The organism is Janibacter hoylei PVAS-1 (assembly GCF_004025845.1).
In the GTDB taxonomy this organism is placed as follows: domain Bacteria; phylum Actinomycetota; class Actinomycetes; order Actinomycetales; family Dermatophilaceae; genus Janibacter; species Janibacter hoylei.
Genome location: NZ_PIPF01000007.1, coordinates 424,409 through 450,150, shown reverse-complemented (window position 1 = coordinate 450,150; position 25,742 = coordinate 424,409). Strand labels below are relative to the sequence as shown.

Genomic DNA, 25,742 nt, shown 5'->3' with positions numbered 1-25,742 from the left:
TCGCCTTGCGAGCCTCGGTCGCTGTGCACGATGCACCCGGCCACGTCGGCGCCGTCAGCGGCGCGGCGTGCGACGGCTGAGTTCAGCGCGGTGACAGCCAGGTGCGACGTCATGCGTGAGTCGATGCTGTAGCCCACGATCCGCCCGGAGCAGGCGTCCTTGATCGCGCAGAGGTACAGCTTGCCCTCACCGGTCCAGTGCTCAGTAATGTCGGTCAGCCACACCCGATTCGGTGCCGCCGCGCTGGTGAAGTCATGCGTGACGCGGCCCACCTCGTCCTCGACCGCGAGCCGGCCATCGTGCACCGGTGGTCCGGGCCGCGGACGGGCCGAGCGCTTCTTCCCGAAGATCGACCACCAGGCGTTCGCTGAGCAGATCCGCCACGCCGTGCGAGCCGACATGCCCGTCCCGGCGTCGGCGGCTTCCTCGTGGAGGTATCGGTAACCGAAGGCGGGGTCATCACGGTGAGCGTCGAACAACGCGTTCGCGCGATGCGCCCACGCCAGCTCGGAGGCGGTGACCGGGGACGTGAGCCACCGGTAGTACTGCGTACGACACAACTTCAGCACCCGGCACGTCACCGACACAGGCACCCGGATCCGGGCTCCCTTGCCAGCCAGCTCGCGGACGAGCGGGAACATCATTTTGGGGGCAGGTTCGCCTGCGACAAGTACGCCGCCGCGCGCCGCAACACCTCGTTCTCTTGCTCCAGCAATCGGTTACGGCGCTCGAGCTCACGCAGCTCGGCTGCCTGCTCACTCGTCACGGCCGGCGCGGTGCCGTCCTCGACGTCGGCGCGTTTGAGCCAGTTGGTCAGGCACGACTCGCTGATCCCGAAGTCAGCAGCAATCTGCTTCAACTGCTGACCCGGCTCACGGTTGCGAGCGACCCGCACGACATCGTCACGAAACTCTTTGGGGTAGGGCTTGGGCACGGTGTCCATCCTTCCAGCAGCGTCCCTCGACGCCACAGATCAGATGTCACCTATCCGTGCAGCAGTCCCAGCCCCGGCATTTGGCAGTCCCGCTAGGTCGACATGGATGAAGCAATCTGGCTTGGTGAGGAGTCAGGGTGCCTGGTCCGCGTCGTCGGCTGGGTCATCTACCGTCGGTTCGGACGTTGACGGCCCTGTGGCTGGCCATCTCTCGGACACGGCCCAGGTCGTGAGTGCAGCGAGTCGCTCCTCGATGGCCTTAGCGGTCCAGCTGGGCCATTTCTCGGCGACCTCGCGTTCGCTCGCCAAGGCTGCTGTGAAGTAGCACGGGGGCTGCGTCTGACCGGTCTTGCCGCGTTTCTCGACGTACTCCTTGTTGCTGTAGGAGCTGTTGTCCATCGTCAGAATCAAGTTGCCCAGCGAATGCGTGTGACTCTTTCGCTCATCGTCACTGAAGATGTCCCGCCAAGACCCCGCGTAAGTGGGCGACGCTTTGTCGATGTCTTTCGGGTTGCGGGGCAGGATGTGCTCGGTGGTCTTCTCAAAGTTCTTCGTGAAGGTCTCGAACGGCTTCAGTACGGCGACCGTCTTCCCCTTCGACAGTTCGTACTCATAGAGGACATACTTGTGGGAGCTCCGCACATACCAGTTGGTCTCCACCGTGAGGTTGTTTCGCACGAGGCTGTCCGGTGCGTACTCCCAGGTCAGTGAACCGACTCGCGTGACGGCGTCACCGATTGAGGTCGATCCCTTAAAGACCTGATGCGCCAGACCAGCCAGAGCCTGCCTGCCCGCGCCGGATCTACGCGCGCAGATGGCAAAAACGCGTGCCGCGAAGGTTTCGCACGCGACGAGTACATCTGCGTAGCCGGCGGCGTTGCCGGGGGACGCCAGACGGGTCGCGAACAGTAGGGGGAGGAACTGAGCAACGACCCCGCTGCGGACAAGAGCTTGCGAGTTCCTGGACACGCGAGCGATGTCCGCGGGGTCGGCTGTCGACGATGCGAATGCTGTTGAGGTCCCCTCCAGATCGCGAAGGAACGCAGAGCATTGCCAGAGCTGGTCGACGTAGTCGGAGACGTCGTCGAACAGCCGCTGCCGCATTGCTTCTGGGTCGGTCCTGTCGCCTGCATCGTCATCGCGGAGGCGTTGAGAGCCGTGAACGTAGTGCGTACGTGGGAACTTCTTCTTGATCGACTCAGACCGCTCCCACAGGCGGATGTTCGGCTCCTGGGTGGCTAGCCAGTGTGAACGGAGGAGTCGGTCCTCGCTGTCGGACGGGAGTCCAGCCAGGTTCTTGAACACGCCCGACCATCGTTCGTTGATCAGATCCGCGAGCTTCGTTCTGCGAACGTCGTCGAGCTGGGACGCGAGGTAGAGAAGGTAATTCTTGATCTTCTCAAGATCGGTGAGGAGGATCCCGCGGTCGTTGAGCGTCTCGAAGATGACGCCCACTTCGGCAGTCGACTTGATCGGATAGACAAGCAACTGGAGACCGGACGTGAGGCGGCGCCGGAGGTCCAGCAGGCGCCCTGCGGCGACTTCAGGTGCTGCACCCTCCACGAGTTCCACGAGTCGCTGGTCAAAGAAGGTCGCGGCACGGAGCAACCTGCGTGCAGACGCGATGGGGTCACTGGGTGCCGGAAGGTCTTCAATGATGTGATCGCGCCAGAAGCCTCGGAGGTCTGTCCCTAGTTGGAGCCGTGGCTCCTGCGTGCCCAGAAGTTGAATGCGCACGAGGGCGCCGATCTGACGCTTGGCTTCGAGTACGCCATCAGCCAGTCCCTCGTCCGTGACGCCCTGAATCTGGTCGAGTGCCTTCGCCAGACGAGTCATGAGGATCGTTACGGTCGTGAGACGCTGCTGACCATCGACGACCTCGTACTCCTTCAGAGTCTCGCCAGCTGACGTGGTCTTCTTATGTCCGGTCTCTCGCAACACCAGCGTGCCGGCGAAATGTTCGCCATCGCCAAGCAGGTCAAGGTCGCCCCACAGGTCGCCAAGTTGCTTGTCAGTCCAAGCGTACGGCCGCTGGTAGTCCGCAATGACGAAGGTCTTGTCGTCGAGCGCCTTTTTCAGCGACTCGTGTTCCTGCGGCATGTCAGTGAATCCAATCTTCGGCTTGGCTCGCCAGCGAGCGAGCGATCGCGGCATAGGTGGGCTGGCCGAATGCGACCAGGCGGGCTTCATCAACAGCACTGGACGCAGCGTTGAGCGCCTCCACCGCCGCGGCGATTGCGTCTTCCTTCGGCCAGCCGTAGGTATCAGCACTGACTAGGGGGAAGGCGACACTGCGGGCACCGAGCTCGTCCGCGTGCCCCAAGGCACGCGTGTAGCGCGAGGTCAGGTGGTCTCGGTCGGTCTCGCCTGCCATCGTCCATCCGGTGTCGCCGGCGTCCAGTCCGTTGGGAAAGCGGGTGATGTAGTCCTCGGGGATCGCCGAGCCACCAGCCGTATGGATCGCCCCATCGACGCCTCGTATTCGCCGGTTTGCCGCGTTGACGACCGCATCCACCTCCTGGGTGGTGATGTCTCCCTCTACGACGGTGATCAACACGCCGGCAATACTAGTGGGAACCGCCGACAGCGCGAGGACGAGTTTGCGTTTCCCGAGCCTTCCTTCTTGACCACACCGCGCGTCCTCTTGGGCAGGTCAATCGGTGGCTGGTAGTCGTCGATGCGGTCGTAGACGTCGTAGTTGAGACTGCGCTCGGCGAGTTCTATATGCCCTTGGGTGGCGGCGACCTTGATCAGGTTGAGTCAGTTGACCTCGTCCTACGGCGCTGCCTCACAGGCGATCCCTGAGGCCACCTGGCGGTGTCGAGGTGGGACTGGGCTTGGCTGCGACAGCGACGATGTGGGCGCATGCGCTCGACGATTTCGTGGAGCTGGTTGCCCTCGGAGAGCCACGCCCACCCGTCCTTGCGGGGGTTGCTGATCGGCTTCCTGGCCACGAGACTGAGCTCGAGCTTCAGGCCGTTGATCCCGTCCGCTCCGCAAGCTTGGCCTCGGGCTCTCAGGAGGCGGAAGAGAGCTACGTCGACGAGGAGACCGTGCAACGTATAGCCGTTGTCGACAACGTTCTCCGGCGTGTTCAGGCAGCTTCTCGGTGCATGAGTTCGCCCGTGCGAGGGTCCGCGCCGAACCAGTCCCGGATCGTGCTCAGGTCGGTGCGCTCCCGGGACCGCTTGATGCCGGACGCCGCGGCGAGGTTGCGGTTGAAGACGCGCTCGGGGTGGAGCGAGAGATCGTCGACGGTGCGCCACGGGCCCGAGGTGCGGGTCGTTTCTCCTGCGGTTACAACGCCGCGTCTGCGGCTTCCCAGGCACCTGCTCCTTCGGTGTGTGCTCATCCTCGTTTCCAAGGTCACGAGCCTCTATAGGGCCGAGTGCGGTTCAAAGGTCGACGCGCAGGTCACCATAGCTTCGACGGTGGCGACCGCGCTATCGACATGATCGGCTGAAAGGTCGTCTAGACAGGGTGCGCAGAGTCCCTGTCCTCGACCGCCCGTGTGACTGCTGCCCCTCGTCGAGTGGCGCTGTACGGCCCTTCCTATTGGGTGGCAGGAGGCACGGTTCATGCCCGAGATGGACCTACCAGCCGAAGCACCCGTGACCGAGGCTTCACCCCGTCTGGAGACGGACGACGAGTTCGCAGCGGCGTAAGGCGAGTGATGGCGGAGGAGATCGGTGCAGTTGTTGTCCGCCGGGCGCATTCAAGCGGAATCGAGGGCTTGCTGAGCAACACTTCGAGATGAGGCCCACGTCTTGTGTGCCATACGAAGGCCGAGCCGCTGCGACATCCGAGGGTGCTCGCGCTCCATTCGTGTGTAGGCCGACTTTAAGTTGGTCGTGTACAGCAGATCGCGCAGGAGCAGGACCTCGAACGCGGCCGCCTCGACGAAGTCCACCGTCTTGGTGTACCCGACGACTGCCCTGGCGTTGGTGGCCCGACAGAGGTCTATGAGCTCTTGATCCTTGGCGGCCATCGTCGAGCACGAGGCGAAGAACAAGACCTTGTCCTCACACCTGCTCCCGAGAATCTCAGCGAACTCCTTGATCGTCACGCCTTCATCGCCGAACCAGAGCTGCCCACGAGCGCCGTGACAGACGAAGTAGCCGATGGGCATCGAGGTGAGCCGACGCCATTTCTTTGCATAGAACTCGAGGGCGTCCCTTGTCGCGACGTTGCGGTGGACGTAGGGGGTCCCTTCGCAGTCCTGGAGAAGGCCGAGCACTGGCTCGACGGTCCGTCGGTCGCGGGCAGGGCCCCATTCACCTTCGAAGCAGTAGATCCCTTGTGCCATGTATGAACACTTGTGGTCCCTCGGTGGGGTGTCAAACGCTCAGCCGGATCATTGTCGGTGGTCCCACCTACGCTGTGGAGCAGGTCGACGGAGGGGAGTGGCTGATGTTCGATCAGCGGGTCGAGGCAGCGTGGAGGGACTTCCACGAGCGTCTCGTGGTGGCCATCGAACGGTTCGGCGAGGGCGAGATCTTCCGGATCTCACTCGACCGCACGAGCGTCTACGAGGCGGGGGACGCTCCCTTCGTCGAGCTCAACGTCGTCCTGCCGCAGGTGCTCGTCGAGGTCGCCTCCAACATGACCTTGGCTCGTACGTGGCGCATGAGTCGCACCCAGCAGGCGAGGGTCCGCCGGCTGGGCATGGCGTGCCCGACGCGGCAGGAGCCGACCTACGGCAAGTACTACGACATCACGCGGCCCGACGAGGCGGCCGCTGCGGTTATCACGGCACTGCGCGAAGGGTTCGGTGTCCTCGACCCGGCGCTCCTCACCAGCCCGAGCCCCGTCCTGACTCCACCCACGCGCGAGCCCTGGGAGACCAGCCCGCTGCTCGCCGACGGCGCCCGACCCACCAGCCGGGCAGAGGTCAATGCCCTCGTCGCCATCGCCCTTCGCCCGCTCGTGGGTGAGGTGGACACCACGGATGACGGTGACGCCATCGTCCACTTCCCCGGCACGTCGATCCTGGTGCGGCCGTCGAGGCGCGCACCGCGCATCCGCATGTGCTGCACGCTGCCGCACCACGAGCGTGACCTCGACGAGGCCACCCGGATCGCCCAGCGGCTCAACGGGTGCATGCACGCGCTCAAGTTCGTCGTGCTCGACGACGAGGACTTCCTCGTCATGGTCGACATGCTCGCCAGACCCTTCGTGCCCGAGCACGTGCTGGAGCACGTGGAGCACCTCTTCCGGATCATCGACGGCTGGGAGGACGAGTTCCTCCCCGAGGCGCGCGATCGACAGGAGACGACGTGAGCGAAGCCACCACCACGACGAGACTGCGCTGCGACCGCTGCGGGTCCCACGCCACCCACCAGCGCGTCATGGGGATGCCCACCGCCGAGACGGCAGAGCAGGTCGCGGCCACGCCGTGGCAGCGGCTCGGTGGGTGTCTGATCGTGCCGGGCATGTGGACGGTCGAGTGCCTGACCTGCGGTCAGCGAGAGGCGGTCGAAGGGGGCCCAGCCGACCTCATGCCGGCGCCGCCACCCGACTGCACCGTCGCCCGGGCGATCACCCGGTACGCCGCTCGCTGCCGCGAAAAGCTCGGCCAGGCGACGACCTCCGTCGTCTCCCACGCCGGGCTGTGGCTGCTTCTCGCCTCCGTCGCTGAGCACGTCACCGGCGACGACCGCGCCGTGCTCGAGGAGATCCTTGGCATGCCGGTCGGGGAGGCGAGTGCTGCCGCACGTCGGCTGCTCGGCGCACCGCACCCGACCCTCGCTGCTGCGGCTGGAGCCTGGGTTGCGGGGGATGCGGTGACACCCGTCGGGGTGGAGCGGCCGATCCCTGACCAGGCCCGGCTGGATGCGTGGGCGTCAGAGCGCACACGCGGACTCATCCCGCAGTTCCCACTCGAGGTCACCGAGCTGACCCGCATCGTGCTGGCGACGGCGCTCGTCCTCGAGCCACAGTGGACCGAGCAGCTCACCACCGGTGGCGGCGGCCAGTGGTTGAGGCTCGGTGGGGGCCTGCAGACGATCGTCGAGACTGCCGCTGCCGGGGCCGTCCTCGTGGCCAAGCCGCACTCCGAGGACGGCATCGACGTCATCAGCGTGCGCGCTCACCCGAGGGTCGCTCCGGCGCAGGTCTGGCAGGCCGTCGACGAAGTCGTGGCGCTGCTGGACGACGGCGCGCTGTGGCACGGCGAGCGACCGCACGGGTTGCCGCGCCGGGGATTCGGCTGGCGGTCCAGGGCAGCGCGGGTGCAGATGACCGACTTGGCGCGCGCAGAGTTGCCGACCGACGCCTGGGGGAGGCCGCAGCAGTGGCGCAGCCAGGTGCCGTCGTGGTCGGCTCAGGAGACGCTCGACCTCACCGAGGCGCCCGGCGTCGCCGAGGCCGGCCACGCGATCCTGCCCGACGAGCCTGGCGCGGCGACGAGCTGCGTGCAGTCGGTGCGGGCGGAGTACGACGCCGACGGGTTTCGGGCGGCTGCGCTCACGGCGCTGGACCGGGTTGGGTCCGCGCCGAGCTTCGAGCAGGTGGACGTGGAGCGGGTCGATCTCGACTTCCGTGCCCCGCACGCCGTCGTAGCCGTCGCTCGCGGGGGAGCGTGGGAGGGCGTGCCGCTCGTCAGCGCGTGGGTGCCCGGACCCAACTACATGGACTCCGACGGGGAAGCCCTGGAGCTGCTGGCAGAGACCGACCCGGACGAGGCTGCCGCGCTGTCGGCCTACAAGGAGGCGCGGATGCGGGAGCGTGGCGAGATCGTGTGATGGTCGCTCACCAGCAGCCCAGGCCGGTCGTAGATGTGCGACGTTGAGTCCATGGACGTCCTGCCGATGTTCCCCCTCGGGACGGTGCTGTTGCCCGGGCAGCCCCTGCCGCTGCAGGTGTTCGAGCCGCGCTACCTGACGATGCTGCGCGATGTCGCGGACGGCGACGGGCGCTTCGGGGTAGTGCTCATCGATCGGGGCTTCGAGGTCGGTGGGGAAATCAGCGCTTCGCTGTCGGGTGCGTCGCGAGCATCGAGCAGGTCCGGCCGATGGGCGGAGGTCGGGTCGGTCTCATCGCTCGCGGGCAGGAGCGCATCGAGGTCGCCCGGTGGCTGCCCGACGATCCCTATCCGCGAGCCGAGATCACGCGCCTGCCGGACCTGACGTGGGCCGACGGCGACGCCCCGCGCCTGGCCGAGACCGAGCGGACCGTGCGACGCGCGCTCACGGTGATGAGCGAGTACCGCTCGCCGGCCCTGCCCGCGGACATCGAGCTGGCCGACGACCCGGTCACCCGCAGCTGGCAGTTGGCATGGATCGCCCAGCTCGGCGCCCTGGACCAGCTCACGCTGCTGCGGTCGTCGTCCCTCGGCGAGCTGCTCGAGACCACCGCGCGCCTCACGAGCGAAGCCCTCGAACTGCTGCCGCTCCAGTCACCCGACAATCCCGACTGACAGCCCCCGGGCGGCGTCCGCTGCCGTGCTCGCCCTCAGCCAGCGTCGACGAAAAGGGGCCGCGACGCCTCACCCGAGGCCAGCACCTCACCCATCGTGCGGTACTCACCCCGCGCGAGCACCTCGTCGAGCTTCGCCTGGTCGACGAGGTGCGCCGACTGCAGCTCACCACCGGCGAACTGCAGCAGCGACCCGACCGGCAGCGCCAGGTAGGGGCCAAAGGTGCGGTCGCACGCCTGCAGCTCGCCCGCGTCGATGTTGCGCAGCGCGCGCTCCTCGTCGGTCTGGGCCGACGGTGTGACGATCGACCACCCGGACCGCCGCGTGCCGTCGGTGAGGGTGTCCGTGCCGGGATCGAGCTCGTAGCGCTCCATGATGAAGGCGCTGGGCTCACCCAGGACGATCGCGTCGAGCGCGGCCGACTGGATCGCGATGGTCTCGGTGGCCCTGACCGGCGCCGCGTCGACGCCTGCCTGGCGAGCCTTTTGCACCTGCTCGACCTGCCAGATGAGGGCGCCGGTGAGGTCGTCGGTCGTCCTCTCCCGATAGGCCTCGGGAGAGGAGAAGTCCGGCGTCGTGACGAGGAGGACGCCCCCTTCGTCCGTGGCCTCGAGCGTGTACGGCGCATACGACATCTGCAGCCGGGCGCCCGGCTCCAGCGGACCGGCCGCGCCGGCGGCGAAGGCCATGAGGACGCTGCCGGCGAGCGGCGCGAGCTGCGGGTGGGTCCGCGCGCGCAGGGTCACGCCGTCGACGACCTCTTCGATCGTCTCGGTGGTGGGTGCCGCCGGGCTCCTCTCGCCGATGGGAGCGCCCGCGCCGCGACCGTCGGCGTCGAGCAGTTGCCGGTCCGCATCGGTGACGGTGCCATCGGCGGACCGCGTCGCCCAGGCGCCGACGAAGCGGCCGCCGGCGACCCGCGCCACCGTCCCCGTGGGCAGCGTGAGCAGGGGCACGAGGTAGGGGGCCGACTGCACGAGCAGCCCGGCGAGGACCTCAACCTCCTTGTTGCGCAGGAAGGACTTCTCGGCCGTGCGCACCAGCCAGCCGGAGTCGTCCTCCGACGTCGACGGGCGCCGCACGAGGACGAGCTCGTCGGTCCGGCCCTTTTCGACCACCGTCAGGGCCGCCTTGGTGAAGTGCACCCGCATCGACAGGTCGATCTCCTCGCCGTCGACGTCCGCGCGGCTGAGCACGTCCGCCTGGGCGGCCTCGATCCACAGCGCGAGCGTCAGGTCGTCGGTCGTGGCGTCGACGAAGTCTTCCGCCGCGTAGTCCGGCGCCGTGATCGCGAACTGCGTCTCCCGGTCCTGCCGCAGCTGCCAGAAGGTGAAGCCCACACCGGTCCGCAGCCGGTCGCGGGTCTCGCCGGCCTCCTGGTAGCGGCGGTAGCGGTCGACGACCGGCCGGGCGAAGGGAGCCACCTCACCCGCGCAGCGCAGCGTCGCCACGGTGCCACCACCGAGGTCGACGGCGGGCTGGGGCTCGGGCTGGGTCGACGGGAGGGGGAGCGGGAAGGTCGTCATGAGCGACAGCCTTGCGGCCCCGGCGACCCGCGTACAGGGGGAGCGCTCCCCGCATGTTGGCTGAGGTGCGACGAAGGAGCCTCGAAGCCATTCGACCCCCGAGCGTTGTCGGTGGCCGCACCTGGTGTTGACCTCGTCGGTGGAGGACGAAGGGGAGTGGCGATGAGTGATCTGACGAAGAGCACGAGCAGCGGCCTCGGTGCGGGCCAGCTGGCCGAACTGACCCTGCGGGGTCTAGAGCAGTGGCGGAGCGCGCCCGGCAAGAGTCACTGCGCACCGGTGGCTCCGGCCCCGGGTGGCCGGGTCGGAGATCCTGCCCGACGATGCGGTGACCGGCTGGACCGGGGCCCGCACCCCGAGTGGTGACTCGACGAGCTGCTCTAGGGCGTCAGCCGCGACCTCGTCCCTTGTTGCGCAGCGGCAGGGTGAAGCGGTCGAGGTCCTGCCCGATCGTCACCTTGCCGCGGTAGCCCTTCTGCGCATCGCGGCGGCATTGGTTCTTGTCGACCTTGGCCGCGCCGAGCCCGGCCCCCCTTCACGCCGATCGCCTCGTGCACGAGCAGGTCCGTGCGCTCGGCCATTTCGATGAGGCCCTGGTGATGTGGGGGCAGGACGTGGCTGTCGGAGGGCGACGCGCTGCACCTGATCTGAACCATGATTCACATATAGTGGACCCATGATCAACGTCGTCGCCCGCATCTCCGCCAAGCCCGAGTCCACCGACGCCGTCGAGGCCGCCGTCGCCGCGGCCCGCGGCACATTCCTCGCCGACGAGGGGTGTCTGCGCTACGACCTCCAGCGCGTCGCCAAGAGCGAGGGTGACTACATCCTCCTCGAGGCCTACGACTCCACGGAGGCGCTGAAGCGGCACGGCGAGATGGACGCCTTCGCTGACTTCAGCCAGGCCGTCGCGCCGCACCTGCTCGCTCAGCCCGAGGTCATCGTGCTCTCGCCCGTCGGTGACCAGGTCGATCTCGCGGTCTGAGGTCAGCCGCGCCTGGCCCGTTCGGCGAAGACGTCGAGCGCCGACGTCACCTGCGGAGCCGCCCACCCGACGTCGACGCTGCAGGCCCACCGCCTTGGTGACGACGCCAGCGTCACGCCGGCGCGCGATGACGGCGTCTACGGCCGGCTGTGACAGACCCAACTCGCGCTGAACCATCGCCGATGTGATCGCTGGCTGCCGAAAGAGCAGCGCCGGCCAGATCGCCACCGTCCGGCGGGCCCAGATCGCCGACACCCAGCCCTCTGGATCTCGATGAGGTCGCCGTCCCGGTGTGTCATGTACCAGCAGGCGCAGGAGGGCGGCGACTTCGAGTACCTGCCGGGGCTGCGCTCCGGCGACGACGAGAACCATCCGAGCGTCCAACGAGTGCTGCAGGGAGACCGGACCAGCCTGCAGGTCCTGCCCAGTGCTGCCGGCACCCTGGCCTTCTTCCGCGGCGAGTGGGCCCTGCACCGGGTGACCCCGATCAGGGGTACGAGGCCACGGATCAACTCTGTCCTCACCTGCGGTGAGCGTCCCGACATGGTGCTCAACGATCTGACCTCCGAGTTGTTCTACGGCCGCACGTCGACCTGAGCGTCACGCCCCCCAGCCCACAAGCAGGACCAGCGCCAGCGAGGTGCCTGCGGCGATGATCGTCGAGATCGTCGCGAGGGTGAGCACCTGCAGCGGCAGCGGCCACAGGTCACGGGCGCGGATGCCCATGCCGAGGCCGTACATGCCGGCCGCGAGCAGCAGCGTCGTCAGCACATCGGCGACCGACAGGACCCCCTGCGGCAGCAGGCCGCTCGTGCGGACCGCGACGGCGACGACGAAGGCGACGATGAACCACGGCACAAGGGGGGTGGTCGCTCCCTTCGCCCCGGGGGTGGTGCGGGCGAGCACGGCCGACAGCGGTGCGAGCAGGGCGACCCGGCCGAGCTTGACCGTCATGGCCAGCGCCACGGCGGACGTGCCGATGAGCGAGCCCGCCGCGGCCACCTGCGCGACCTCGTGGATGCTCGCGCCGGCCCAGATCGCCGCCTGCTCATCGCTCAGGCCGATGACTCCCGCGAGCCACGGCACGGCGGCGATCATCGCCGAGCCATAGAGGGTGACCATGGCGACGGCCAGGGCCACGTGCTGCTGCCTGGCCCGGACGGTGTCCTCGACGGCGGCGATCGCCGCGGCGCCGCAGATCGAAAATCCCGTGGCGATGAGCAGGACCAGCCCCTCCTCGAGGCCGAGGCGACGACCGATGTATCGCGTCCCCGTGAAGGTCGCGAGCACCGTGACCGCGATGACGACGAGCCCGCTCGGGCCGATCGAGACGATGTCGGCGAAGGGGAGGCGCAGCCCGAGCGCGGCCACGCCCAGCCGGAGGAGGAACTTCGTGGCGGCGTCGTGACCGGCGATGGCCGGGAGGGTGCCCAGGCGGCTGTTGACCACGACCGCGCCGATGGCCAGGGCGATGAGCAGGGGGCCGAGCAGCGGGACCACCGTGCTCAGGGCCAACGCCGTTGCGGCAGCGGCCAGCGGCGCGACGAGCGTCGCTGCCGACCGTCGCTCCCTGAGGAGCTTGCGCAGCAAGCGTCTCGAAGGGGGCCGTCCGGTCATCGTCTGCATGACCACCACGGTGCCCGTCATCGAGGCCGTCCAGTAGACCCCGGTTACGCCACAGGTCATAGTCTTTGGCTATGGCTGAGCTGCCCGACCTCGACATCGAGACCCTCCGGCTGGTCGTCGCCGTGGACGACACCGGGAGCCTGAGTGCGGCCGCTCGGGCGCGCGGGCTGAGCCAGCCGTCGGCGAGCGCCCGGGTGCGGGCCTTCGAGGCGCGCTGGCAGCTGACCCTGCTCGACCGCACCCCCCGAGGCTCGAGGCTGACCACCGACGGTCAGGCCGTCGTGGCCTGGGCACGGCAGGTGCTGCGCGAGGCCGACACGATGCGCTCGGGTCTGGCCGCGCTGCGCGGGGCCAGGCGGGGCGAGGTGAGCGTCGCCGCGAGCCTGACGATCGCCGAGCACATCCTGCCGCGCTGGCTCGGCGAGCTGCGTGAGCGGCTCGAGGTCCACCCGCAGCTGCACGTCGTCAACAGCGACCGGGTGGCCGACATGGTCCGCAGCCGGCTCGTCGACATCGGCTTCGTCGAGACGACGATGACAACCCCGGGTCTCGAGCACCGCGTCGTCGGCACCGACCGGCTCGTCGTCGTGGTGCCACCCGGTCACGCGTGGGCGCGCCGGCGCTCCCCGCTGACCGCGCCCGCACTCGGCGCGGCCGAGTGGGTGCTGCGCGAGGAGGGCAGCGGGACCCGCAGCACCTTCGAGCGGGCGCTCGGGCGGCGGCCGACGGTCGCGCTGCAGGCGGGCTCGACCGCCGCGCTCCTCGGCGCCGTCCGTGCCGGCCTCGGGCCGGCGGTCGTGTCGGAGCGGGCCGTCGCCGCCGAGGTGGACACCGGAGCACTGGTCGTCGTGCCGACGACCCTCGACCTCGACCGTCCACTGACAGCGGTGTGGCGCAAGGGTGCTCGAATGAGCACCGCGACGGCGACCCTGCTCGCCGTTGCCACGGACTCGGCGGGCTGAGCCACCCCTCGTCCCCCGGCGACGGGTAGCGGCACCGTGGCGTAGGCGGCGCACCCCGCCCACGGTGGCCGGACCAGGACAGCACTGCGGTGGGCTGCCCGGATCGCCGGCGGGCTCGTGGCCCTCCTCGTGTTCCTCCACCTCGCGCAGGGAGTCGTCGACACCCCTCAGATCGCTGGCGCAGGACGACGCCCGCGAGATGGTCACCCGCCTCGAGACTGCGAGCTGCAGCACGTCGACGAAGCGGCCATGCCGTAGCGGTCGACGACCTGCGAGACTCGTGCGATGACGACCCCGCCCGACCTCGAGACCCTCATGTCATCGATCCGGCAGGGCCGGGTCCGCGTCGGCCCACGCACGCGCGCGATCGCGCTGCTCCTGCACGGCGGTCGTGCCGACGCGACCCAGCCCCGGCGCCATCGCGACATCTCCTACCTGCGCATGCTCCCCTTCGTCACCGCGGTGACCCGAGCCGCCCGCGGCCGGGTCGCCCCCGTACTCGTGCACAACAGCGACGGGGGATGGGTCGCCCCCTCCGGCAGCGGCCTGCTCCAGACCCGCGAGATCGTCCGCCGCCTCCACGAGGAGCACGGTCGCCCCGTCGTCCTGCTCGGCCACTCCAGCGGTGGCTGGGCGGCGCTGCGCTGCGGCGGGCAGGACGCGGTGATCGGCAGCGTCGCCCTCGCGCCCTGGGTGGGTGAGGACGAGACCTACGAGCACCTGCACGATCGGGTCGTTCGGGTGATCCACGGCGAGGCCGACGACGTGTGCAGCCCCCAACGCTCCCGGGAGCTCGTCGAGCGGCTGCGCGCCGAGGGTGCCGACGCGACCTGGGACGGTGTACCCGGTGGCGGCCACGCGCTGATGGACCGCCCGTGGAGGTGGCACCGGCTTGCTGCCGACGCCGTGCTCGACGTCGTCGAGCGACGCACCTGAGCACCACGACATGACGAAGGGGGCGGACCGGCCGGTCCGGCCGGTCCGCCCCCTTCGCCCTCGTCGACTACCGGTCGAGGTCGACGTCACGCGTCTCCTTGGTGAGGATCCCGGTCACGACCTGGGCACGATGCGGGCGATCGCGTCGGAGGACCGGCCGGATCACTTCGTGCCGTCCTACGTCGACCCGCTGACCCAGCAGGACCTCGTCGTCACCGACGACAGCATCGGTCGGGCGCGGGACTACTGGCTGGCCGGCACGGGGCTGGAGGGGTGGCAGCAGGTCCAGTACGTGCCGGTGCCGCTCCGGGTCCTCCAGTCCGACGGATCCTTCTCCCCGGCGCGTCGCACGAGCTGGGGCTATGTCATCGCGCGCAACGGCGACGACGAGCGGTGGCGCCTCGTCGACCAGGGCGTCGGCTGAGTCACCGCACCTTTCGTCGACGCCGACCTCGTGGCAGACTCCGCCTAGACAACAAATTGACCATTGGAGTCGTCGACCATGCCTCACTCGTACCCGCACCTGCTCGAGCCGATCACCGTCGGGCGGACCACCCTGCGCAACCGCCTCCTCATGGGCTCGATGCACGTCGGCCTCGAGGAGCAGCCCGACGGCTTCGAGCGGATGGCAGCCTTCTACGCCGAGCGGGCGAAGGGAGGAGCCGGCCTCATCGTCACCGGCGGCATCGCGCCCAACGACGAGGGGGCCCCGTTGCCCGGAGGCAAGACGCTGACGACCGAGGACGACGTCGCCGACCACCGGCTCATCACCGACGCGGTCCACGCCGAGGGCGGCAAGATCGCGATGCAGATCCTGCACACCGGCCGCTACGCCTACCACCCGGGCATGGTCGCGCCGTCGCCGATCCAGGCGCCGATCAGCCGTTTCGTTCCGCGGGAGATGACCGAGGTCGACATCCAGCGGACGATCGACGACTACGCCCGGTGCGCGCGCCTGGCCCAGCAGGCCGGCTACGACGGCGTCGAGATCATGGGCTCCGAGGGCTACCTCATCAACCAGTTCATCGTCACGCGCACCAACCAGCGCACCGACGACTGGGGCGGGTCCTACGAGGGCCGCATGCGCTTCCCGCTCGAGATCATCCGCCGGGTGCGCGCCGCCGTCGGCGACGACTTCGTCCTCGTCTACCGCCTGTCGATGCTCGACCTCGTGCCCGACGGCTCGACCCACGACGAGGTCGTCGAGCTGGCCCGCGAGGTCGAGGCCGCCGGCGCCGACATCATCAACACCGGCATCGGGTGGCACGAGGCCCGCGTCCCCACGATCGCCACCCAGGTCCCGCGCGCCGCATGGGCCGGCGTGACGAAGCGCCTCATGGGCGCCGTCACCGTCCCGCTCGTCGCGACCAACCGGATCAACACCCCCGAGGTCGCCGAGCAGCTCCTCGCCGACGGCTTCGCCGACATGGTCTCCATGGCCCGGCCCTTCCTCGCCGACCCCGAGCTGGTCAACAAGGCCGCCGCCGGTGCCCCCGAGACGATCAACACCTGCATCGGCTGCAACCAGGCATGCCTCGACCACACCTTCTCGGGCAAGATCACCTCCTGCCTGGTCAACCCCCGCGCCTGTCACGAGACCGAGCTGATCATCGGCCCGACCCGGCTGGCCAAGCGGATCGCCGTCGTCGGCGCCGGCCCGGCCGGGCTCGCCTTCGCGACGACCGCCGCCGAGCGCGGCCACCACGTCACCCTCTTCGACGCCGCCGATGACATCGGCGGTCAGCTTGACGTCGCCCGGCGCGTCCCGGGCAAGGAGGAGTTCGACGAGACCCTGCGCTACTTCCGGCACAAGCTCGCCGACACCGGGGTCGACGTCAAGCTCGGCGCCCGGGTCGACGCCGACGATCTCGAGGGCTTCGACGAGGTGGCCATCGCCACCGGTGTCACCCCCCGCGTCCCCGAGCTGCCGGGTGTCGACCACGACAAGGTCGTCGGCTACCTCGACGTGCTGCGCGGCGGCGCGCAGGTGGGGGAGCGCGTCGCGATCCTCGGTGCCGGCGGCATCGGCTTCGACGTCGCCGCCTTCATCACCGACCCCGGCGACGACGCGAGCCTCGACATCGCGGCCTTCCAGCAGACCTGGGGCATCGACGAGGCCGAGACCACGCCGGGTGGGCTGACCTCCCCTTCGCACCGGTCGGCGCCGCGTGAGGTGACCCTCCTGCAGCGCAAGACCTCCAAGGTCGGCGCCGGCCTGGGCATGACGACCGGCTGGATCCACCGCACCGAGCTCAAGGCCCGCGGGGTGACGATGGTCCCGGGCGTCACCTACGAGCGGATCGACGACGACGGTCTGCACGTGACCGTCGACGGCGCGCCGCAGGTGCTCGACGTCGACACGATCGTCCTGTGCACCGGGCAGGAGCCCAACCGCACCCTCCACGACGAGCTCCAGGCGAAGGGGGTCACCGTGCACCTCATCGGTGGTGCCGACGTCGCCGCCGAGCTCGACGCCAAGCGAGCGATCGACCAGGGCACCCGCGTGGCCGCCGCGGTCTGATCGCATGACCACGCCACCGCGGCGCTACGTCGCCATCGGCGACAGTCTGTCCGAGGGCATCGGCGACGAGCCGTGGCCCGACGGCACACCGCGCGGCTGGACCGACCGGCTCGCCGAACTGCTCGGCGCCCACCACGGCGAAGTCGACTACGCCAACCTCGCCGTGCGTGGGCAGCGTGCCCACGAGGTGCTCGCGACGCAGGTCGAGGCGGCGCTGGCGATGGAGCCCGACGTCGTCACGCTCACCGCGGGCATGAACGACCTGCTGCGCCCGCGCTTCGAGCCCGACCGGCTGCGCGCGACGCTCGCCGACGTCGTCGCCCCCTTCACGGCGAAGGGGGCGCGCCTCGTCGTCGTGCCGATCCCCGACATCCGGTCGGTCTCGCCCGCGGGCCGGCTCCTCGCGCGACGGCGGGTCGTGCTCAACGAGATCTACACGTGGCTGTCCAGAAAGCACGGCATGGAGCCGCCTGCGGTGACGACGGGGACGATCTTCGAGGACCGGCGGGCGTGGGCCGACGACCGGCTGCACCTGTCGCCGCTCGGGCACGAGCGCCTGGCGATGGCCGCCGCGGACGTGCTCGGGGTGCCGGACGTCGATGCGTGGGGCGTTGTGCCGCAAGGGGATCCGCCGCGTCGCTCACTTCGCTCGGAGGCGGCGTGGGCGCGCCGCCACCTCGGGCCGTGGGTGGGCCGGCGGCTCACCGGACGCTCGTCCGGCGACGGGGTCGTGGCCAAGCGGCCCGAGCTCACTGGCTGGCAGCAGCCGCCTGCTTGATCGCCTCGAAGCGCTCAGCCATCCGGGCGGCGAGGGCCTGCGAGGCCTTGAGCGGGCGGGTCATGACCATGAACTCGGTGACCTTGCCCTCGTCGTCGAGAGTGAGGAAGTCGCAGCCGGTGATCTCGAGCCCGTCGACCGTGGCCTCGAGACATAGGCCTCCTCCGACCCGTCACGCAGCTGGCGCACGTAGCGGAAGTCCTCGAAGACCTCCACGACCTCGCGCAGGATCGCGCTCGTGATCGCCTTGCCGGGGTAGGGGGTGTGGGCGACCGGGCTGCGGAAGACGACGTCCTCCGCGAGCAGCTCGTCCACCGCGTCGAGGTCCTTGGCTTCCACTGCGTCTCGGAACATGCAGCCAACCTACTCAACAAAGTGAATAAGAGGAACCTCTCGGTCCCTGAGGAGGGAGGCCGTCCGCGGCCGACTGTCTCGAAGGGACGCCTACCATCACCCCATGGCCCTCCAGGACGCGATCCTCACCGCACTCGCCCACGACGAGTCCTCCGGCTACGACCTGGCCAAGGCCTTCGACGTGTCCGTCGCCAACTACTGGACCGCGAGCCCGCAGCAGCTCTACCGCGAGCTGGACAAGATGGAGGATGCGGGGCTGGTCACCGCGCGCACCGTCGCCCAGCCCAAGCGGCCGGACAAGCGGGTCTTTCGCCTGACGTCGGCGGGGCGCAAGGCGTTGCGGGCGCACACCCTTCGCTCGCCCAAGCCCTTGGCCGTCCGCGACGAGCTGCTCGTACAGGTCGCGGCGCTCGAGTCCGGTGACCCCGAGGCGATCCGCGAGCACGTCGTCGAGCGGATGGAGGCCTTCGAGGCGAAGCTCGCGATCTACCGCCTCGTCGAGGAGCGGACCCTCGCCGGCCGCACCGAGGAGGAGTTCCTCGCGTCGGGCGAGCCGGTCGGGCAGTACCTCACCCTGCTGCGGGGGATCAGCTTCGAGGAGGAAAACCTGCGCTGGGGCCGGCGGGTGCTCGCCGTCCTCGACGCTCGCTCGACCACCGACTGACCCCCTGCGCATTTCCCTAGGGAAATGCGCACGCTTCCCGTATTTCCCTAGGGAAATGCGCACCCCGGCCGTATTTGCCTAGGGAAATGCGCACCCCTGCCGTATTTGCCTAGGGAAATGCGCAGGCCCGGGCATGACGAAGGGGGCCGCCCCGGTCTCCCGGCGCGGCCCCCTTCGGTCGGGTGTCGTCAGCCCTGCGACTTCTCCTGCACGGCCTGGGCTGCTCGCTGCGCAGCCTGGTTGACCGCACCGCTCACCTGACGCTGCGCGCTGCGGGGAGCGGAGGCCTCGGACTGCAGCTGCGGCAGCAGCTGGGCCATGAGCAGCGTCGACAGGGCCGAGCTGTCGCCCGAGCCGGCGTCGGTGTGGACGATGACCGGGCGCGGGGCGTCGTCGGCCAGCGTGGCGCCGACGTCGAGGCGGCGCCGGGCCAGCTCGTAGCCGAGGACCGCGCGGTTGTCGCGGTAGGCCGTGGCCAGCTGCTCCTGCGCCTTGGCCTCACCCTGGGCCGCGACGAGGTTGGTCCGCGCGCGGGTCTCGATCTCGTAGCGGATCTTCTGCGCCTCGGTCTCGCGCTCCTCGAGCATCTGCGCGACGTCCTTGCGGGCCTTGTTGAGCGAGGCCTGGACCTCGACGACCTTGGCGTCGCGGACCTTCTTGGAGCGCTCGATCTCCAGCAGCAGGGTGTCGATGCGGCGCTTGCGGGTCAGCTCCCACTCCTTTTCGTAGGCCACGAGCTCCTTGGCCACCCGCTCACGCGTGGCGAGGTGCTCCCGGTACTGGTCGGGCAGCTGCACGTCGGGGATGTTGCAGCCCATGATCTGCACGCCGTAGCGGGTCAGCTGACGGTTGAGCAGGTCCTGCATGTCCTTGACGTCGCTGCCGCGCAGGTCGTAGGCCTGCTCGGTGCGCACCTGCCGGCTGCGCTGCCGGATCGCGTCCTGCACCGAGTTGCTCAGCACGAGGTCGAAGTTGCCCGCACCGATCGTCTGGACGAAACGGATCGCGTCGACGATGCGGAAGCGCAGGAAGAACTCGATCGACTTCAGCGGCACGTTTTCGTGCGTCGGCGAGCTGAGCACCGGTGCGGTGTAGGGGATCTCGGTCGTCACGTCGACGACATAGGCGACCCGGGCCCACGGGTGCCACAGGTAGTGGCGGCCGGGGGAGAGGCCGGGCCCGGAGATGGCGCCGAACTTCGTCAGCACCCCGACCGTGCCCTCCTCGATCTCGACGATCGAGGAGCGCCACCACCACAGTGCCGACAGGAGGAAGGCGAGGATCGCGACGAAGATCGCGAGCCCGCCGAGTGCGCCGTGGTCGGTCGCCGCGAGGAAGATCCCGCTCAGCAGGGCCCACGCGCCGAACCAGATGAGCGAGGTCCAGCGCATGCCGCGCTTGTCCTTGGGGATGACAACCGGCACGACCGAGCCGGAGTCACCGCCGCGCAGGTAGCGGGCGACGTCGCCCCACCCGGAGACGACCTCCTTGATCGAGCTCATGCCCTGGCCACGCACTGCGCGGACCGCCTGCTCCATCATCTGGTCACTCATTGCGCTCACCCTCGCTCATGTCGTTGATGGTGACCTGCGGCGCGGGGGTCACCCGCGGCGCCGGCGGTGCCGGCGGGGTCGGCTCGTCGACCGCCGGCGGGACCGGCGGGTTGGTGCCCGGCGGCGGGGGCGGCGGTTCCTCCCCTTCGCCCGGCAGGTCGATCTCCTCGGTGACCGACTGACGGATCTCGTCGAGACGCTGCTCGCCGGCCGGGTCGGTCTCCGTCTCGGTGACCGGCAGGATCTCGACCTCGGTCTCCTCCGGAGCCTGGAGCAGCTCGGCGATCTCGGACTCGCGCTCGGCGACCCGCTCGGCGATGTCGGCCTGACGGGCCCGGATGGCCTCCATGTCGTCGGCGCTGAAGAGCTGGCTGCTCTGACCGCCGACGAGCTGACGGGCGATCTGCAGGTAGTCGACGCCCTCGGACTCGCCACCCACGCGCACGATCTGGGGGAGCGACCCGGAGACGCCCTCCATCTTGTCGAGCATGTCCTGCTGATAGCGGTAGTCGAGGATCTCCGGGGCGAGCGCCGCGCTCAGCGCACGGATGTCGAGGGCCTGCGCCTCGAGGAGCGCCGCGTTGGCGTGGGCCTCGGACTCGGACTCGACGAAGCGCTGGCGGGCCACGGCATTGGCGCGGTTGGTCTCCCGCTCGAGGGCGGTGTCCATCTGCGCCTGGTAGCGGGCGATGTCGGCCTGGATCGCCGAGAGGTTTTCGTTGAGCGAGGCGAGGTCCTTGTTGAGGTCACCCTCGTTCTGCTCCTTCTTCAGCCCCAGCTCGTAGTCGTAGGTGTAGGCCTCCTTGGCCACCCGGATCATCTCCGGCGCCGCGAGATCCATCCGGTACTCCTGCGCGGAGGGCTCGGCGTGGGTGATGTTGGCCGTCGTCAGCTCGACCGCGGGAGCGAACTGCGCGTTGAGCTGGTCGAGCAGCCGCGCCGTGCTCTCGCCGACGAGGTCGTAGATGCCCGAGGCCTCCTGCTCGTAGATCAGGGAGCGGGTCGTCTCCGAGATCGCGTTGTTGAGCTTGTCCTGGAAGCCCTGCACGGCACCGAGGACGAAGACGAACTCGCGCGCGCTGACGATGCGGAACTGGAGGAAGAGGTCGACCGATGCCTGCACGCCGGACTTCGTGGGGGCCGAGCGGATCGGCGCGTTGAAGGGGTACTCGCGCGTCGTGTTGACGATGTAGGAGACCCGCTTCCACGGGTTCCACAGGGTCACCCGACCGGGACCGACCTCGGCCTCGACCTTGCCGAAGCGGGAGATCAGCGCCGTGCAGCCCTCAGGCACCATGACCATGCCCTGGCGCCACCACAGGAAGGCCGCGGCGACGACCACGAGCAGCCAGTAGTGCGGGCCGAAGACCGCCAGGCTGATGCCGAAGGGCAGCAGCACGACCCCGCCGGCGACGCCGATGAGCACGAGCAGGATGGCCGGCGCCATCGCCTGCAGCCGGCGCCCCTTGGGCATGACCATCGGCGTGATGACGTGGACCGGGCCGCTCTGGCCCATCTCGTAGCGGCTGCGGCTGAGCGCCTCGGCCGCGTCGTCGAGGGCGACGTGGTCGGCATTGATCCGGGTACCGGCGGACCCCCCTTCGCCCCGTGCCGCGGGGAAGTCCCGCGCGTTGAGGTCGAAGCCGGCGCTCTGCTGCACCTGCCCGAGTGCCTGGTCGACCGCCTGCCCCACGCCGGCCGCGTCCGCGACCTGCCTGGCCCTGTCCATGAACTGCTGTGCTGGGTTGCTCACCCGTGCCCCTTTGCTCGTTCCCTGAGTTGCGGCGAGTGTCCCACAAGGGGTTTGGCTGCATCAGGGGGAGCGCTCCCCATCTTCGCTCTCTGAGGCGGTCGCGCAGCGCTCCCCACCTTCGCTCCCTGAGGAGGTCGCGCAGCGACCGTCTCGAAGGGGCTACACCCGCGGCCGCCCCTGCCGCAGCCGCACGAGCGCCAACGGCAGCGTCAGCAGCGCGAAGGCGCCGGTCACGGCGAGCGCCGTCGGGAAGTCCGCGGCGACCGCGATCGCGCCGACGACCACCGAGCCGATGGCCGAGCCGAGGTCGAAGCCGACATTCCAGATCGAGCTGGCCAGCCCGAGGTGGCGTCGGCTCACGGAGGCGAAGGAGATGACGAGGGTGAGGTTTTGCAGCGCCCCGTAGGCGCTGCCGAGGAGCAACGCGCCGACGATCAGCACGGGCACGGACTGCTCGTGCACGGCCCACGCCATGCCGCCGACGCCGACGACGGTGAGCAGGACGAAGGGGGCGAGGAACCGCTCCGCCCCGAGCCGGTCCGCGACGCCGCCGATCCACCACCGGAAGATCGCCGCCATGAGCTCCATGAGCGCCAGCGCCGGGATGACGACCGCCGGGTCGCGCACCATCTGCGGGCCGAAGGTCAGCACCGCTCCGCCGGCGATCGTCACGCCCAGGAGGAGGACCATCGGGCGCAGCAGTGTGATCGTCGCGCGGGCCGTGCTCGCGCCACCCACGTCCGTGCCGCGGTCGCTGCCGGAGGGGAAGGTCTCGAGGGCCCGCCCGAGCGCCAGGGCCGCCGGCACCCCGAGGAGGGGGATGGCGCCCGCGACGAAGACGGGGACGAAGCCGACCGTCTCCGCGACCCACGACCCGAGGGGGAGCAGCACGACCTGCGGGCCGGCGATCGCCAGACCGTAGGCACCGACCGCCTTGCCCCGCGTCTCCGGGTCGGACAGCTCGGCCACCGCGGCGCTGCCGGCGACCGTGAGGATGCCGAAGCCCACCCCGCGCACCGCAGACAGCGCGAGGATCGAATGGAGTGCATCGCTGGCCGCCAGGCCCAGCGACGGGGCGCCGAGCAGGACGAGCCCGGTGGCCAGGGTCGGCCCCCAGCCGAAGCGACGCAGCAGCGCCGGGACGGTGAACTGCGTGAGGACGGTGACGAGGAGGAGCACGCCGTTGACGAGGCCGGCGCCCCCTTCGTCGGCGCCACCGCGCACCGCCCACAGGGGTGCCACGGGCATGAGGACGGCGAACCCGCTGAAGCCCAGGAAGGTCGCCATCAGCAGCGCGGGCATGCCCCGCGCGGTCCACACACTGCTCACCGGCAGCAGTCTCTCACCCCGCGTGCATGCTCCCGGTCTCCAGGAACCGCTCGTGCCAGCTGAGCGCCTCGCCGAGCAGGTGGGGGGTGTGCACGGCGTCGGGCCGGGCGGCCTGCGCGCGGGCGAAGTAGTCGTGCAGCGCCGGCCGGAAGGAGGGGTCGGCGCAGTGGTCGATGATCCGCGGCGCCCGCTGGCGCGGGGAGAGTCCGCGCAGGTCGGCCAGCCCGTGCTCGCTGACGATGATCTGCACGTCGTGCTCGGTGTGGTCGACGTGGCTGGCCATCGGGACGAAGGCGGAAACCTTGCCCCCCTTCGCCGTGGAGGGGGTGAGGAAGAAGTTGAGGAAGGCATTGCGGGTGAAGTCGCCGCTGCCGCCGATGCCGTTCATGATCCGGCTGCCGGCGATGTGCGTCGAGTTGACGTTGCCGTAGATGTCGGCCTCGATCATGCCGTTCATCGCGATGACGCCGAGGCGCCGGACCAGCTCGGGGTGGTTGGAGATCTCCTCGCTGCGCAGCAGGATCCGGCCCTTGTAGCTGCTGATGTTGGCGAGGAAGCGCTCTACGCCCACGTCGGAGAGGCCGAAGGAGGTCGCCGACGCGGCCCGCACCGTCCCGCTGTCGAGGAGGTCGAGCAGCCCGTCCTGGAGCACTTCGGTGAAGGCGACGAGGTCGGTGAACTCGCTGCCGTCCAGCCCCGCGAGCACGGCATTGGCGACGTTGCCGACCCCGGACTGCAGCGGCAGGAGCGAAGGGGGCATCCGCCCGGCCCGCACCTCGTGCCGGAGGAAGTCGACGACGTGACCCGCGATCGCCCGCGAGGTCTCGTCGGGCGGGGTGAAGGGTGAGTTGCGGTCCGGTCGGTCGGTCTCGACGACGGCCACGACCTTGGCCGGGTCGACCCGCAGGTAGGGGTCGCCGATCCGCTGCATCGGGTCGGTCAGCTGGATCGGCCGGCGGTGCGGCGGCAGCTGGGTGCCGTAGTAGACGTCGTGGAAGCCCTCGAACTCGCGCGGCTGCCAGTGGTTGACCTCGAGGATCACCCGGTCGGCCTGGTCGAGCCAGGTCTTGTTGTTGCCGACCGAGCTGCTCGGCACGAGCAGGCCGTTGGGCAGCACCGCGGTGACCTCGACGACGGCGACGTCGAGGTTGCCGTAGAAGCCGAACCACATGTGCTGGGCGGAGTGGCTCAGGTGCGCGTCGACGTAGTCGACCTCGCCGGAGTTGATCAGGCTGCGCATCGTCGGGTCGGAGTTGTACGGCAGGCGGGAGGAGACTCCCTTCGCCTCCGCGAGGACACCGTCGGCGTCGGGCGCGGTCGAGGCACCCGTCCACAGCCCGATGCGGAAGTCCTCGCCCCGCGCGTGCGCCGCGACCATCCGGTCGTGCAGGGCGGTCGGCAGCGCCTTGGGGTAGCCGGCCCCGGTGAACCCGCTCATCCCGACGTTGTCGCCGGGGCGGATGTGCTCGACCGCCTTCTCCGCTGTCGTGACGCGTGTGCTCAGGAGCGGGCAGATGACACGGGACATGGCGTCATCCTGTCAGGGCCGGTCACGACCCCTTCGGCCAGGAGTCGTCGACGGCGCGGCCGCCCTCGACGACGGGCTCGTCGGTCGGTGCCTCGTGCGACCACGAGTCGCGGGGTCGGTAGCCGAGCTCGAGCATGGTGTTGGTCATCGACCAGCGGCGATTGAGGTTGTCGGAGACCGCGTAGTAGATGCCGAAGTCGATGTCCGCCTCGATCGCGCAGCGCACGACCTGTGCGGCGTCGTCCTCGCTCAGCCACATGGCATGGAGGAGATCGGTGTCGACGAGGGTCGGGTCACCGCAGACCCAGCCGATCCGCAACGCGATGAAGGACAGCCCGTGCTCGTCGAAGTAGTACCGGCCCAGCGTCTCGCCGAAGACCTTGGACACCCCGTAGAGCGAGTCGGCACGGGGGAGTGTGCCGGGGTAGACCGGCCACTGCTCGAGCCGGTCGTACATGCCCATCGCGTGATTGGACGAGGCGAAGACGACCCGTGCCACCCCGGCCGCACGAGCGGCTTCCAGGACGTTGCGGGTGCCGACGATGTTGGCGTCGAGCACCTGGCCCCACGAGGCTTCTGGCGATGCCGCACCGGCCAGGTGGACGACGGTGTCGATGCCGTCCATGGCTGCCAGGACCGCGTCGTAGTCGACCAGGTCGGCCCCGCGGACCACCGGGTCGGCGCCCGGGTCGGGTTCGCGTGCGTGCCCGACGAGGTCGTAGTCGTCGTGCAGGCGCTGGGTCAGGATCGTGCCGACCCCGCCCGTCGAACCGGTGATGAGGACACGTCGCTTCGTCATCCCCCCACTCTGCTGCGTCCGGGCGGTTCGTCAACAGGGCAGGCGCCAGGACCCGCAGGGCGCCGTCCTCGTCGGTG

General features: G+C 69.7%; 23 protein-coding genes and 1 pseudogene. 11 read left to right on the top strand and 13 right to left on the bottom strand.

Annotated elements, in window-relative coordinates; translation table 11 throughout:
• The 5 genes from CWN80_RS09020 to CWN80_RS09000 form a co-directional block, all read right to left on the bottom strand.
• Nucleotides 1-644, bottom strand: a 644-nt coding sequence (locus CWN80_RS09020) for a DDE-type integrase/transposase/recombinase (RefSeq protein WP_157986921.1), incomplete at its 3' end; no start/stop codon positions are given.
• On the bottom strand, nt 641-934 hold the full coding sequence (locus CWN80_RS09015) for a transposase (RefSeq protein WP_007929009.1): 294 nt from the start codon (nt 932-934) through the stop codon (nt 641-643). The genes CWN80_RS09015 and CWN80_RS09020, both read right to left, overlap by 4 nt.
• 132 nt (nt 935-1,066) lie before the next feature.
• Nucleotides 1,067-3,034 carry a DUF262 domain-containing protein gene (locus CWN80_RS09010; RefSeq protein WP_007929010.1) on the bottom strand — a complete coding sequence of 656 codons (1,968 nt, stop codon included), beginning with the start codon at nt 3,032-3,034 and terminating at the stop codon, nt 1,067-1,069.
• Nucleotide 3,035: 1 nt separating this feature from the next.
• The gene (locus CWN80_RS09005; protein WP_007929011.1) at nt 3,036-3,491 is read right to left on the bottom strand and encodes a macro domain-containing protein; all 456 of its coding nucleotides are present in this window, start codon (nt 3,489-3,491) and stop codon (nt 3,036-3,038) included.
• 1,158 nt (nt 3,492-4,649) lie between these two features.
• Nucleotides 4,650-5,240, bottom strand: coding sequence for a DUF6642 family protein (locus CWN80_RS09000; RefSeq protein ID WP_128277153.1), 591 nt, complete (start codon nt 5,238-5,240; stop codon nt 4,650-4,652).
• A gap of 104 nt (nt 5,241-5,344) precedes the next feature.
• On the opposite strand from CWN80_RS09000, the gene CWN80_RS08995 reads away from it, so the two are divergent.
• The 3 genes and pseudogenes from CWN80_RS08995 (at nt 5,345) to CWN80_RS16105 (ending at nt 8,351) form a co-directional block, all read left to right on the top strand.
• Nucleotides 5,345-6,214 carry a T3SS (YopN, CesT) and YbjN peptide-binding chaperone 1 gene (locus tag CWN80_RS08995; RefSeq protein ID WP_128277152.1) on the top strand — a complete coding sequence of 290 codons (870 nt, stop codon included), beginning with the start codon at nt 5,345-5,347 and terminating at the stop codon, nt 6,212-6,214.
• Entirely contained in the window at nt 6,211-7,677 is a 1,467-nt protein-coding gene (locus CWN80_RS08990; RefSeq protein WP_007929018.1) for a serpin family protein, read from the top strand. Before CWN80_RS08995 ends, CWN80_RS08990 begins: the two co-directional genes overlap by 4 nt.
• Nucleotides 7,678-7,710: 33 nt before the next feature.
• Nucleotides 7,711-8,351, top strand: a pseudogene (locus CWN80_RS16105) (LON peptidase substrate-binding domain-containing protein).
• Between the two features lie 35 nt (nt 8,352-8,386).
• Here CWN80_RS16105 and CWN80_RS08980 read toward each other — a convergent pair.
• Nucleotides 8,387-9,877, bottom strand: coding sequence for a hypothetical protein (locus CWN80_RS08980; protein ID WP_007929025.1), 1,491 nt, complete (start codon nt 9,875-9,877; stop codon nt 8,387-8,389).
• Nucleotides 9,878-10,553: 676 nt separating this feature from the next.
• Between CWN80_RS08980 and CWN80_RS08975 the strand changes: the two genes are divergently transcribed.
• Nucleotides 10,554-10,862: a putative quinol monooxygenase gene (locus tag CWN80_RS08975; protein ID WP_007929027.1), complete on the top strand. Its 309-nt coding sequence runs from the start codon at nt 10,554-10,556 to the stop codon at nt 10,860-10,862.
• Nucleotides 10,863-11,159: 297 nt separating this feature from the next.
• The gene (locus tag CWN80_RS08970) at nt 11,160-11,459 is read left to right on the top strand and encodes a hypothetical protein (protein ID WP_007929037.1); all 300 of its coding nucleotides are present in this window, start codon (nt 11,160-11,162) and stop codon (nt 11,457-11,459) included.
• 3 nt (nt 11,460-11,462) lie between these two features.
• On the opposite strand, the gene CWN80_RS08965 is transcribed toward CWN80_RS08970, so the two are convergent.
• A complete protein-coding gene (locus tag CWN80_RS08965) occupies nt 11,463-12,548 on the bottom strand; it encodes a YeiH family protein (RefSeq protein ID WP_083853786.1) in 1,086 nt (361 codons plus the stop codon).
• 11 nt (nt 12,549-12,559) lie between these two features.
• Between CWN80_RS08965 and CWN80_RS08960 the strand changes: the two genes are divergently transcribed.
• The 5 genes from CWN80_RS08960 (at nt 12,560) to CWN80_RS08940 (ending at nt 17,685) form a co-directional block, all read left to right on the top strand.
• The gene (locus CWN80_RS08960; protein ID WP_007929044.1) at nt 12,560-13,450 is read left to right on the top strand and encodes a LysR family transcriptional regulator; all 891 of its coding nucleotides are present in this window, start codon (nt 12,560-12,562) and stop codon (nt 13,448-13,450) included.
• A 285-nt stretch (nt 13,451-13,735) separates the two neighbouring features.
• Nucleotides 13,736-14,386 (top strand): alpha/beta hydrolase, encoded by a 651-nt coding sequence (locus CWN80_RS08955; RefSeq protein ID WP_007929049.1) that lies wholly within the window; start codon nt 13,736-13,738, stop codon nt 14,384-14,386.
• Between the two features lie 10 nt (nt 14,387-14,396).
• On the top strand, nt 14,397-14,810 hold the full coding sequence (locus CWN80_RS08950) for a hypothetical protein (protein WP_040881584.1): 414 nt from the start codon (nt 14,397-14,399) through the stop codon (nt 14,808-14,810).
• A 78-nt stretch (nt 14,811-14,888) separates the two neighbouring features.
• Nucleotides 14,889-16,907 carry an NADPH-dependent 2,4-dienoyl-CoA reductase gene (locus CWN80_RS08945; RefSeq protein ID WP_128277151.1) on the top strand — a complete coding sequence of 673 codons (2,019 nt, stop codon included), beginning with the start codon at nt 14,889-14,891 and terminating at the stop codon, nt 16,905-16,907.
• Nucleotides 16,908-16,911: 4 nt separating this feature from the next.
• Nucleotides 16,912-17,685, top strand: coding sequence for an SGNH/GDSL hydrolase family protein (locus CWN80_RS08940; protein WP_007929053.1), 774 nt, complete (start codon nt 16,912-16,914; stop codon nt 17,683-17,685).
• A 60-nt stretch (nt 17,686-17,745) separates the two neighbouring features.
• Here the strand turns inward: CWN80_RS08940 and CWN80_RS08935 are convergent, their stop codons facing one another.
• On the bottom strand, nt 17,746-18,039 hold the full coding sequence (locus CWN80_RS08935; protein ID WP_007929055.1) for a nuclear transport factor 2 family protein: 294 nt from the start codon (nt 18,037-18,039) through the stop codon (nt 17,746-17,748).
• Between the two features lie 103 nt (nt 18,040-18,142).
• Here CWN80_RS08935 and CWN80_RS08930 point away from each other — a divergent pair, with 103 nt between their 5' ends.
• Nucleotides 18,143-18,703, top strand: coding sequence for a PadR family transcriptional regulator (locus tag CWN80_RS08930; RefSeq protein ID WP_007929057.1), 561 nt, complete (start codon nt 18,143-18,145; stop codon nt 18,701-18,703).
• A 188-nt stretch (nt 18,704-18,891) separates the two neighbouring features.
• Here the strand turns inward: CWN80_RS08930 and CWN80_RS08925 are convergent, their stop codons facing one another.
• The 5 genes from CWN80_RS08925 to CWN80_RS08905 all read right to left on the bottom strand — a co-directional run bounded on the left by CWN80_RS08925 (nt 18,892) and on the right by CWN80_RS08905 (nt 25,665).
• Nucleotides 18,892-20,256, bottom strand: a complete 1,365-nt coding sequence (locus CWN80_RS08925) for an SPFH domain-containing protein (RefSeq protein WP_202865234.1) — start codon at nt 20,254-20,256, stop codon at nt 18,892-18,894.
• Nucleotides 20,249-22,009: an SPFH domain-containing protein gene (locus CWN80_RS08920; RefSeq protein ID WP_202865233.1), complete on the bottom strand. Its 1,761-nt coding sequence runs from the start codon at nt 22,007-22,009 to the stop codon at nt 20,249-20,251. Before CWN80_RS08920 ends, CWN80_RS08925 begins: the two co-directional genes overlap by 8 nt.
• A gap of 159 nt (nt 22,010-22,168) precedes the next feature.
• Complete coding sequence (locus tag CWN80_RS08915; RefSeq protein ID WP_238148147.1) at nt 22,169-23,338, bottom strand: MFS transporter; 1,170 nt, start codon at nt 23,336-23,338, stop codon at nt 22,169-22,171.
• Between the two features lie 13 nt (nt 23,339-23,351).
• Nucleotides 23,352-24,866 (bottom strand): acetyl-CoA hydrolase/transferase family protein, encoded by a 1,515-nt coding sequence (locus CWN80_RS08910; protein WP_007929062.1) that lies wholly within the window; start codon nt 24,864-24,866, stop codon nt 23,352-23,354.
• A 22-nt stretch (nt 24,867-24,888) separates the two neighbouring features.
• Nucleotides 24,889-25,665, bottom strand: a complete 777-nt coding sequence (locus CWN80_RS08905; protein WP_007929063.1) for an NAD-dependent epimerase/dehydratase family protein — start codon at nt 25,663-25,665, stop codon at nt 24,889-24,891.
• Nucleotides 25,666-25,742: the final 77 nt, after the last annotated feature.

Bases quoted from the DNA above. Each gene is read 5' to 3' on its own strand.
- CWN80_RS09010 (WP_007929010.1), bottom strand. From the start codon at position 3,034: ATGCCGCAGGAACACGAGTCGCTGAAAAAGGCGCTCGACGACAAGACC.
- CWN80_RS09000 (WP_128277153.1), bottom strand. From the start codon at position 5,240: ATGGCACAAGGGATCTACTGCTTCGAAGGTGAATGGGGCCCTGCCCGC.
- CWN80_RS08995 (WP_128277152.1), top strand. From the start codon at position 5,345: ATGTTCGATCAGCGGGTCGAGGCAGCGTGGAGGGACTTCCACGAGCGT.
- CWN80_RS08980 (WP_007929025.1), bottom strand. From the start codon at position 9,877: ATGACGACCTTCCCGCTCCCCCTCCCGTCGACCCAGCCCGAGCCCCAG.
- CWN80_RS08975 (WP_007929027.1), top strand. From the start codon at position 10,554: ATGATCAACGTCGTCGCCCGCATCTCCGCCAAGCCCGAGTCCACCGAC.
- CWN80_RS08970 (WP_007929037.1), top strand. From the start codon at position 11,160: ATGTACCAGCAGGCGCAGGAGGGCGGCGACTTCGAGTACCTGCCGGGG.
- CWN80_RS08965 (WP_083853786.1), bottom strand. From the start codon at position 12,548: ATGACCTGTGGCGTAACCGGGGTCTACTGGACGGCCTCGATGACGGGC.
- CWN80_RS08960 (WP_007929044.1), top strand. From the start codon at position 12,560: ATGGCTGAGCTGCCCGACCTCGACATCGAGACCCTCCGGCTGGTCGTC.
- CWN80_RS08955 (WP_007929049.1), top strand. From the start codon at position 13,736: ATGACGACCCCGCCCGACCTCGAGACCCTCATGTCATCGATCCGGCAG.
- CWN80_RS08950 (WP_040881584.1), top strand. From the start codon at position 14,397: ATGACGAAGGGGGCGGACCGGCCGGTCCGGCCGGTCCGCCCCCTTCGC.
- CWN80_RS08945 (WP_128277151.1), top strand. From the start codon at position 14,889: ATGCCTCACTCGTACCCGCACCTGCTCGAGCCGATCACCGTCGGGCGG.
- CWN80_RS08940 (WP_007929053.1), top strand. From the start codon at position 16,912: ATGACCACGCCACCGCGGCGCTACGTCGCCATCGGCGACAGTCTGTCC.
- CWN80_RS08935 (WP_007929055.1), bottom strand. From the start codon at position 18,039: ATGTTCCGAGACGCAGTGGAAGCCAAGGACCTCGACGCGGTGGACGAG.
- CWN80_RS08930 (WP_007929057.1), top strand. From the start codon at position 18,143: ATGGCCCTCCAGGACGCGATCCTCACCGCACTCGCCCACGACGAGTCC.
- CWN80_RS08925 (WP_202865234.1), bottom strand. From the start codon at position 20,256: ATGAGTGACCAGATGATGGAGCAGGCGGTCCGCGCAGTGCGTGGCCAG.
- CWN80_RS08910 (WP_007929062.1), bottom strand. From the start codon at position 24,866: ATGTCCCGTGTCATCTGCCCGCTCCTGAGCACACGCGTCACGACAGCG.
- CWN80_RS08905 (WP_007929063.1), bottom strand. From the start codon at position 25,665: ATGACGAAGCGACGTGTCCTCATCACCGGTTCGACGGGCGGGGTCGGC.